This window comes from Luteipulveratus flavus (genome assembly GCF_029439465.1).
In the GTDB taxonomy this organism is placed as follows: Bacteria; Actinomycetota; Actinomycetes; order Actinomycetales; family Dermatophilaceae; genus Luteipulveratus; species Luteipulveratus flavus.
Genome location: NZ_JAROAV010000023.1, coordinates 128,938 through 135,451, shown reverse-complemented (window position 1 = coordinate 135,451; position 6,514 = coordinate 128,938). Strand labels below are relative to the sequence as shown.

Here is a 6,514-nt window from a genome sequence, read left to right as displayed (position 1 = left end):
GGTAGAGACACAACCCGAAGTGTCCGGAAACACCGGGGCGGTTCAAACGCCGTGCTGCTCGCCATCGGGCTCGCCGGCCTCAACATCCGACGCTTGCACCACTGGTCCACCACCCGCGGCAGACCCGATCCCTGGGAAGTCGCGCTCGGCGAGCCACCAGACACCCGCCCGCTCGACCACGTCTACCGCCCGACCCGTCACAAACGCCGCGACGTCGACCGTCAGTAGCCCCGGCCCGCCCGGACCACCACAACCGCACACCTGAACCAGCGTGTCCTGGCCGCAGCATGCCCGAAAACCGTTGCTTCCCAGGGAAACTCAGCCGCGTTGGCAGCTTAACCCGCATGGCGTGCCAGCGCGACAGCGATCAAGGGCCGGAAACGAGAAAGTCCCCGGCCGGATCACCCCGGCCGGGGACTTTCGGGAACTGTTACCCCGAACTTTCGGGAACATCCCCGCTGGTGCGCGAGGGGGGAGTTGAACCCCCACGCCCTTTCGGGCACACGGACCTGAACCGTGCGCGTCTGCCTATTCCGCCACTCGCGCGAGTGCCGCCCTAGTCTGCACCGACCACCCCGCAAACTCCAAACCGAGCCCGAGCCGAGCCCGCGACGCATCGTTCGGTGTGGCTCATCGAGCGATGCAGCGCTCGGTAAGCCACACCGGACCCGCGCGTCCGGACGAAGCCGGGCCGGCGGATCGGCAGGGAACCGGTCGACGTACGGGAGCATCGCAGCAGCCGGGTTGAGCGAACGCCCAGGTGAGTCCGGATACCATCCATTGACCGACCTGCAGGCCGGCCGTCCAGCCTGCCTGCCCGAACGCCTGGACGACCGAAGGAGGCGACGATGGGACTGTTCGACAAGCTCGAGCGCAAGCTCGAGCAGACCGTCAACGGCGCCTTCGCCAAGGCGTTCCGGGCCGAGGTCCAGCCGGTGGAGATCGCGAGCGCGATGCGCCGGGCGATGGACGACCGCGCGTCCAGCATCGGCAAGAACCAGCGTCCGATCGTGCCCAACGTGTTCTCCGTCGAGCTGAGCGACACCGATTACTCCCGGCTCACCGCGTACCGCGAGGAGCTCTCGGACGAGCTGATCGCCTCGGCGATGGAGCACGCGGAGACCCAGCGGTACACCCCGGGCGGCCCGGTCGCGGTGACCTTCCAGCGCAGCGACAAGCTCGAGACCGGGGTCTTCCGCATCCGCCCGTCCACCGCCAAGCACGTGGACGGGCTGCAGGACGACGCGGGTCACGACGACGGCCTGGACGACCCGGCCCGAGACCCCGGGCTGCGGTCGCCGCTCAGCTCCGGCACCGCGCTGCCGCTCCCGGGCCGCGAGCGTCCCGCGCCGCAGGAGGACCGGCCGGCCCGCGCGTACGACGAGCGCGCGCACCAGGACCCCGGCGGGTACGACGACCGGTCCGGTCGGGCGCAGCCCTCACCGGGTCTCGACACGGGCTCGGCCAGCGCCTCGCCCTACTCGACCGGCGGAGAGGGGTACCCGGCCCACGGCGAGAGGTACCCGGCAGATCGGTACGAGAGCAGCGGAGACCGGCACGAGCCGCCGGCCCCGCCTCCGCCGCCGCGCAAGCGGCCACAGGACCGGCCGTGGCTGGACATCGACGGCGAGCGCTACCCGGTCATGTCAGCCATGACGATCATCGGCCGCGACGACGACGCCGACATCATTCTCGACGACCCCGGCATCTCGCGGCACCACAGCGAGATCCGCGTCACCCACGACGGCCCGCACCTGGTCGTCACCCTCAAGGACCTCGGTTCGACCAACGGCACGTTCGTCAACGGCGACCCGATCAGCAGTGCCCGGTTGCTGGACGGCGACCGCATCACCGTCGGCCGTACGGCCATGACCATTCACATAGGGGGACGCCGGTGAGCGAGCTCACCGTCACCGCGATCCGACTCGGCCTGCTGGCGCTGCTCTGGGCGTTCGTCTTCAGCGTGGTCGGAGTCCTGCGCGGCGACCTGTACGGCACTCGTGTGCTCGCCCGTCGCGGCAGCGGCGGCTCGTCGACGCCGTCCCGCCAGGAGGAGCGGCGGGCCCCGCGGGCGATCCGGCGCGGCCCGACGCACCTGGCGGTGACCGAGGGCTCGCTGCGCGGGACGACCGTGCCGCTGACCGACGCGGGGGTGCTGATCGGCCGCAATCCCGAGTGCGCCCTGGTTCTCTCGGACGACTTCGCCTCGGGACGGCACGCGCGCATCTATCGTCGCGACGACGGCTGGTACGTCGACGACCTCGGCTCCACCAACGGGACGTTCGCCGGCAACCAGCGCGTCGGTCAGGAGTTCAAGCTCGACGTGGGTTCGCGCCTGCGCATCGGGCAGACCGTGCTTGAGCTGAGGAAGTAGACACCCGAATGCCGATTGCGCTGCACTACGCGGCTCGAACCGACCTCGGTCTCGGTTCCAAGAGCCGCAACGAGGACTCCGGGTACGCCGGGCCCGACCTGCTGATCCTCGCGGACGGCATGGGCGGCCACGCCGCCGGCGACGTCGCCAGCTCGACCGTGGTCGGCGAGCTGGTCGGGCTGGACGGGGAGAACCTCGGTGCGGACGACGCGCTGCACCAGCTCGGCAAGGCGGTCCGCCGGGCCAACGAGCGGCTGCGCGACGAGATGGACGCCTCGGACGACCTCGAGGGGATGGGGACGACCCTCATCGCGATGCTGCGGACCGGCACCAAGCTGGCCCTCGCGAACATCGGCGACTCGCGGGCGTACATCCTGCGTGGCGGCACGTTCAGCCAGATCACCAAGGACCACTCGTTCGTCCAGGCCCTGCTCGACGAGGGCCGCATCAGCGCCGAGGAGGCCGAGCACCACCCGCAGCGCTCGCTCGTCACCCGGGTGCTGACCGGCCGGGACGACGACATCCCCGACCTGTCCATGCGCGAGGCGCGGATCGGCGACCGTTACCTGCTGTGCTCCGACGGCCTGTCCGACTACGTCGCGGGCTCCACGATCGAGGGCATCCTGCGCGAGGGCGGCCGTCCGGAGGAGACCGCCGACCGCCTGGTCGCGATCGCCCTGCGCGCCAGCACCCGCGACAACGTCACCGTCGTGGTCGCCGACGTCGTCGACCAGGCGACGCCGGTCCACAACCAGCCGCAGGTCGTCGGCGCCGCGTCCGCCCGCCACACCGCGGGCGACCGGGCGGTCGACCCCGCGTCCGCGCAGACCCCCGCCGAGAAGGCCGCGGCCCTCACGCGCGAGGCCAACACCCGCGCCAACGGGCAGCAGCCGCCGACCGGTGGCGGCCCGCTGCTGGCCGAGGAGAGCCCGCGCTCGCGGCGGTCGGGCTGGCTGCGGTGGGCCGGGCTGGGCGGCGTCGTCGTGCTCGCCCTCGGCGTCGCGGCGTTCGTCGGCTACCGCTGGAGCCAGCAGCAGTTCTACGTCGGCCAGGACCGCGGCATGGTGACGATCTACCAGGGCGTCCCGCAGGACCTCGGGCCGTTCTCCCTGCACTCGGTCGACAGCAAGACCGACATCGCCGTCACCGACCTGCCGTCGTTCTACCGCGGCAAGGTGAGCGACACGCTCAGCGCCAGCACCAAGAACGAGGCCATCGGCATCGTCGAGGACCTGCGTACCGAGATGGTGAAGTGCCAGACCGGCGCTGCGGACGGGAGCACCTGTACCCCGTGAGCACCGTCACCACCCACGTCACCAAGACCCGCCGCAACACCGAGCTGGTGCTGCTGGCGTTCGCCATCGGCATCGTGCTGCTGGCGTACGCGAACGTCGGCATGGCCGTCCAGGACACCGTCCCGGCCGACCTCGGCACGCTCGGGATCGGCATCGGCGTGCTGGCGCTCGTCTTCCACCTGGTGCTGCGCTGGCGGGCCGCGTACGCCGACCCGCTCCTGCTGCCGATCGCCACGCTGCTCAACGGTCTCGGCCTGGTGATGATCCACCGCATCGACCTCGCGAAGGGCGAGGACATCTCGGAGGGCTTCGCCCTGCGGCAGCTGGAGTGGAGTGCGCTGGCGAGCATCGCCGCGATGGTGCTGCTGGTGCTCATCAAGGATCACCGGCTGCTGTCGCGCTACACCTTCACGCTCGGCCTCACCGGTCTCGGCCTGCTGCTGCTGCCGTTGCTGCCGGTCATCGGCAAGAACGTCAACGGCTCGCGGATCTGGATCGGCTTCGGCGGGTTCAACCTGCAGCCGGGCGAGATCGCGAAGATCACGCTGACCATCTTCTTCGCGGCCTACCTGGTCCAGACGCGCGACGCGCTGTCGCTCGTCGGCCGGCGGGTCCTCGGGTTCCCGCTGCCCCGCGCCCGCGACCTCGGACCGATCATGATCGCCTGGCTCGCCTCGCTCGGCGTCCTGGTGTTCCAGAAGGACCTGGGCTCCTCCCTGCTGTTCTTCGGCCTGTTCGTCGCGATGCTGTACGTCGCCACCGAGCGGCGCGCCTGGATCGCGATCGGCCTCACCCTGTTCGCCGTCGGCACGGTGGTCGCCTGGAAGCTGTTCGCGCACCTGCAGGAGCGCGTCACCCTGTGGCTCGACCCGTTCGCGCCCGGCCAGAGCGACCAGATCGCCAAGGGCCTGATGGGCATGGCCGCCGGCGGGATGTTCGGCACCGGCCTCGGCCAGGGGCGTCCGGAGGAGACGTACTACGCCAACTCCGACTTCATCATGACCAGCTTCGGCGAGGAGCTCGGGCTGATCGGTGTCATGGCACTCCTGGTGCTGTACGCCCTCATCGTCGAGCGCGGCCTGCGGACGGGCATCGGCGCGCGGGACGGCTTCGGCAAGCTGCTCGCGACCGGTCTGGCGTTCTCGCTGGCGCTGCAGGTGTTCGTGGTCGTCGGCGGCGTCACCCGCGTCATCCCGCTCACCGGTCTGACCACGCCGTTCATGTCCGCCGGTGGGTCCTCGCTGCTCGCCAACTGGGTCATCGTCGCCCTGCTGCTGCGGATCAGCGACCAGGCCCGACGCCCGGACGTGCAGGAGAGCGGCAACGCCTCCATCGGGCAGGACGAGACCCAGGTGGTGAAGGTCCGATGAACGCGCCGATCCGACGTATCGGCATCGTGGTGGCAGCGATGTTCTGCGCGCTGCTGATGTCCAGCACGCTGATCCAGTTCGTGCAGGCCAAGGACCTGCGGGAGCGGCCCGGCAACCGCCGTACCCTGCTCGCGTCGTACAGCAAGGAGCGCGGCTCCATCCTGGTCGGCGGCAACGCGGTCGCGGTCTCCAAGGAGGCCGACGACACCTTCAAGTGGCAGCGCACCTACCCGCAGGCCAAGATGTACGCCCCGGTCACCGGCTACTACTCCTTCACCTACGGCGCCGGGCGCGGCATCGAGGGCTCCTACGACGACCTGCTCAGCGGCAGCTCGGACAGCCTGTTCTACCGCCGCCTGGTGGACGTCGTGACCGGCCGCCCACCGGCCGGCGCGACCCTGGAGCTGACCGTCGACCCGGCCGTGCAGAAGGCCGCCTGGGACGCGCTCGGCAACCAGCGTGGAGCGGTCGTCGCCCTCGACCCCAAGACCGGCGCGATCCTGGCGATGGTCAGCAAGCCGTCGTACGACCCGAACCTGCTGGCCGACCACGACCTGCCGAAGGTCTCCAAGGCGTGGAGCACGCTGAGCACCGACCAGGACCACCCGCTGACCAACCGGGCGATCAACGGCAACCTCTACCCGCCGGGCTCGACGTTCAAGCTGATCACCGCCGCAGCGGCGCTGGAGTCCGGCCAGTACACCCCCGCGTCCGAGCTGGACGCGCCCGCCGAGCTGGACCTGCCGCAGACCTCGGTGACGCTGCCGAACATCACCGGCAAGGAGTGCGGTCCCGGGGGCAAGGACAACCTCAAGCACGCGCTGAAGATCAGCTGCAACACCGCGTTCGGCTCGCTCGGCATGGCCCTCGGCCAGGACAAGCTGCGTTCGCAGGCGCGCAAGTTCGGGTACGGGCAGTCGGTGACCGTTCCGATGCGGGTGACGCCGAGCATCTTCCCCGCCACCCTCAACGAGCCGCAGCTGGCGCAGTCGGCGATCGGCCAGTTCGACGTCCGTGCGACGCCGATGCAGGTGGCCATGGTGAGCGCGGCCATCGCCAACGGCGGCAAGGAGATGACGCCGTACCTGGTCAAGAACGTCCGCGACAGCGACCTGGACGTCATCGACTCGACCGACCCGCAGGAGTTCGCCAAGCCCATCTCCGGTCAGACCGCGAGCCAGCTGAACGACATGATGCAGGCCGTCGTCGACGGCGGCTCGGGTCGCAAGGCGAAGATCCCCGGCATGAAGGTCGCCGGCAAGACCGGTACCGCGCAGACCGCGAAGGGCAAGGCCGCCGACGTGTGGTTCACCGGATTCGCGCCCGCTGACAACCCTCGCGTGGCCGTGGCCGTCGTCGTAGAGGACGGCGGAACGATGGCGGACGAGGCCAGCGGCGGCATCGTGGCGGCACCGATCGCCAAGAAGGTCATGGAGGCGGTGGTGTCCCGATGACCTGCCGGAGCACCGCCCCGG

The 6,514-nt window shown here is 70.4% G+C and carries 5 protein-coding genes, 1 tRNA gene and 1 pseudogene; 6 read left to right on the top strand and 1 reads right to left on the bottom strand.

Annotated elements, in window-relative coordinates; all coding sequences use genetic code 11:
- Window positions 1-228: pseudogene (locus tag P4R38_RS06900) on the top strand (hypothetical protein); the annotation flags it as partial.
- Between the two features lie 231 nt (window positions 229-459).
- On the opposite strand, the gene P4R38_RS06895 reads toward P4R38_RS06900, so the two are convergent.
- Window positions 460-546, bottom strand: a tRNA-Leu gene (locus P4R38_RS06895).
- Window positions 547-848: 302 nt separating this feature from the next.
- Here P4R38_RS06895 and P4R38_RS06890 point away from each other — a divergent pair.
- The 5 genes from P4R38_RS06890 to P4R38_RS06870 are packed head-to-tail and all read left to right on the top strand — an operon-like array spanning window position 849 to window position 6,493.
- Window positions 849-1,898 (top strand): FhaA domain-containing protein, encoded by a 1,050-nt coding sequence (locus tag P4R38_RS06890; RefSeq protein WP_277191585.1) that lies wholly within the window; start codon window positions 849-851, stop codon window positions 1,896-1,898.
- On the top strand, window positions 1,895-2,374 hold the full coding sequence (locus P4R38_RS06885; RefSeq protein ID WP_275236842.1) for an FHA domain-containing protein FhaB/FipA: 480 nt from the start codon (window positions 1,895-1,897) through the stop codon (window positions 2,372-2,374). Before P4R38_RS06890 ends, P4R38_RS06885 begins: the two co-directional genes overlap by 4 nt.
- A gap of 8 nt (window positions 2,375-2,382) precedes the next feature.
- A complete protein-coding gene (locus P4R38_RS06880; RefSeq protein WP_275236843.1) occupies window positions 2,383-3,669 on the top strand; it encodes a protein phosphatase 2C domain-containing protein in 1,287 nt (428 codons plus the stop codon).
- Window positions 3,666-5,039 carry an FtsW/RodA/SpoVE family cell cycle protein gene (locus P4R38_RS06875; protein WP_275236844.1) on the top strand — a complete coding sequence of 458 codons (1,374 nt, stop codon included), beginning with the start codon at window positions 3,666-3,668 and terminating at the stop codon, window positions 5,037-5,039. Before P4R38_RS06880 ends, P4R38_RS06875 begins: the two co-directional genes overlap by 4 nt.
- Complete coding sequence (locus P4R38_RS06870) at window positions 5,036-6,493, top strand: peptidoglycan D,D-transpeptidase FtsI family protein (RefSeq protein ID WP_277191584.1); 1,458 nt, start codon at window positions 5,036-5,038, stop codon at window positions 6,491-6,493. The genes P4R38_RS06875 and P4R38_RS06870 overlap by 4 nt, the downstream gene beginning before the upstream one ends.
- Window positions 6,494-6,514: the final 21 nt, after the last annotated feature.

Bases quoted from the DNA above. Each gene is read 5' to 3' on its own strand.
- P4R38_RS06890 (WP_277191585.1), top strand. From the start codon at position 849: ATGGGACTGTTCGACAAGCTCGAGCGCAAGCTCGAGCAGACCGTCAAC.
- P4R38_RS06880 (WP_275236843.1), top strand. From the start codon at position 2,383: ATGCCGATTGCGCTGCACTACGCGGCTCGAACCGACCTCGGTCTCGGT.
- P4R38_RS06870 (WP_277191584.1), top strand. From the start codon at position 5,036: ATGAACGCGCCGATCCGACGTATCGGCATCGTGGTGGCAGCGATGTTC.